We start from the raw sequence: 2,535 nt of genomic DNA on the forward strand, positions 1-2,535 counted from the left end.
GGCGACCGCCGCCATAACCCTCACCCGGGCACTCTTTTGAGTGAATGCAAAAGCCCAAAGTCCGCTGATAGCTTGGCAGTTGCTCGAGCGGAATTTTTCTTCAAGGTCCGTACAGGGATGGGTGAGCATTCACGATGACGACGTCCGTTGAACCGGGTTCCGGTACCGACATTTCGCAGCCGCAGTTGAGCCTCGGCACGGCGGCCGCGCGGAATCTGGCGACGACGACCAAATCCGTTCCGCAAATGCAGGGCATCACCTCGCGGTGGCTGCTGCGCATGCTGCCGTGGGTGCAGGTTCCGGGTGGTTCCTACCGGGTGAACCGCCGGGCGTCCCATACGCTCGGGGACGGCCGGGTGGAGTTCACCACCACCGGATCACAGGTGCGGGTCATCCCGGTCGAGCTGCGCGAGCTGCCGCTGCTGCGCCGGTTCGAGGACACCGCGGTGCTCGAGGCCCTGGCGGACCGCTTCACCCAACGGGAGTTCGCGCCAGGCGATGTGCTGGTGGAGGCCGGGCGCCCGGCCGATGAGCTCCTCCTCATCGCCCACGGCAAGGTCGACAAATTGACCGAGGGCGCGTTCGACGAGCCGTCGGTGGTCGGCTCGGCCGCCGGTGGCGACCACATCGGGGAGCCGGAGCTGACCGCCGCCGAGGCGGGCGCCTGGGGCATCACCGTGAAGGCCGTGACGTCCTGCACGGTGCTGGCCCTGCCCCGGCAGGAGTTCGAGGAGCAGCTGGACCGCTCACCCGGGCTGCGCGCGCATGTGGAGGCGGTGCGCTCGGCGCCGGAGACCGAGCGGAACGAGCACGGGGAGGCGGCCATCGCGCTGGCCTCGGGACACTCGGGCGAGCCGGTGCTGCCGGGCACCTTCGCGGAGTACGAGCTGGCGCCGCGCGAGTACGAGCTGAGCGTGGCCCAGACCGTGCTGCGCGTCCACACCCGCGTCGCCGACCTCTACAACGAACCCATGAACCAGGTCGAGCAGCAGCTCCGCCTCACCATCGAGGCCCTGCGCGAACGCCAGGAGCACGAGCTCATCAACAACCCCGAGATCGGTCTGCTGCACAACGCCGACCTCTCCCAGCGCATCCACACCCGCAGCGGCCCGCCCACCCCCGACGACCTCGACGCGCTGCTGGCCACCGTCTGGAAGGACCCGGGGCTGATCCTGGCGCATCCGCGCGCCATCGCGGCGATCGGCCGGCAGTTCAACAGCCGTGGCATCTCCCCGCAGCCGACGGAGGTGAACGGGCACGCTCTGCCGGCCTGGCGAGGGGTGCCCATCCTCCCGTGCAACAAGATTCCGGTCTCCCGGAGCGGGGTGAGCTCCGTTCTCGTTCTGCGCACCGGGGAGGAGAACCAGGGGGTCATCGGACTGCACCGCACCGGAATTCCCGACGAATACCAGCCGAGCCTCTCGGTGCGGTTCATGGGAATCAGCGAGCAGGCCATCATCTCGTATCTCGTCAGCGCCTACTATTCCGCGGCCGTGCTCGTCCCGGACGCGCTCGGAATTCTGGAGAACGTGGAAGTCGGGCTCTGAATCCGCCCGACGGACTCTGACGTCCACCCGACCGGGCCTGTGGCCTTCGCATACCTTCCCGAAGATCTACCGAAATGGGTGATGAGCACTTATGACCACCTCCGTGGAGACCGGTGAGCAGCCGCTGAGTCTGGGCACGGCCGCCGCACGGAATCTGGCGACCACCACCAAGTCCGTTCCGCAGATGCAGGCCATCTCCTCCCGGTGGCTGCTGCGCGTCCTCCCCTGGGTCCAGGTGTCGGCCGGTACGTACCGGGTGAACCGCCGGCTGACCTACACGGTCGGGGACGGGCGGGTGGAGTTCATCACCACCGGATCACAGGTGCGGGTCATCCCGCCGGAGCTGGGCGAGCTGCCGACGCTGCGCGGCTTCGGGGTCACCTCCGTGCTGGAGTCGCTGGCCGACGGCTGTGTCCAGCGCGAGTACGCGCCGGGGGATGTGCTGGTGGAGGCGGGCCGCCCGGCCGACCAGGTGTTCCTGATCGCCCATGGCAAGGTCCGCCAGATCGCCCCCGGCGCGTATGACGAGGGCAGCACCCTGGCGGTGCTGGCCGACGGGGAGTACTTCGGCGACGCGGTCCTGACCGGCCCGGAGCACACCTGGGAATTCACCGCCCGGGCCGTCACCCGGACCACGGTGCTCACCCTCCCCCGCCGCGTCGTCCAGGAGGCCGCCGACCGCTCCGCGTCGCTGCGCGACCATCTCCAGGGGCTCGCCGAGCGGACCGCCCCCGCTCAGAACCGGCGCGGTGAGGCCGATATCGCCATCGCGTCCGGCCACTCGGGCGAGCCGGCCCTGCCGGGCACCTTCGTGGACTACGAACTGGAGCCCCGCGAGTACGAGCTGAGCGTGGCCCAGGCCGTGCTGCGCGTCCACACCCGCGTCGCCGATCTCTACAACGAACCCATGAACCAGGTCGAGCAGCAGCTCCGCCTCACCATCGAGGCCCTGCGCGAACGCCAGGAGCACGAGCTCGTCAACAACCGC

Annotated in this window: 2 protein-coding genes; both read left to right on the forward strand. The window is 69.3% G+C overall.

The genetic code is table 11. The features are described 5' to 3' along the window. Positions 1-134: 134 nt before the first annotated feature. A complete protein-coding gene (locus tag GWI24_RS43280; protein ID WP_210951497.1) occupies positions 135-1,547 on the forward strand; it encodes a family 2B encapsulin nanocompartment shell protein in 1,413 nt (470 codons plus the stop codon). Between the two features lie 91 nt (positions 1,548-1,638). Beyond that, on the forward strand, positions 1,639-2,535 hold an 897-nt coding region (locus GWI24_RS43285), incomplete at its 3' end, for a family 2B encapsulin nanocompartment shell protein (protein ID WP_210951498.1).

The organism is Streptomyces sp. MK37H (genome assembly GCF_018035285.1).
GTDB lineage: Bacteria > Actinomycetota > Actinomycetes > Streptomycetales > Streptomycetaceae > Streptomyces > Streptomyces endocoffeicus.

Excerpts from the sequence above, each read along its gene's own strand:
- GWI24_RS43280 (WP_210951497.1), top strand. The coding sequence starts at position 135 with ATGACGACGTCCGTTGAACCGGGTTCCGGTACCGACATTTCGCAGCCG.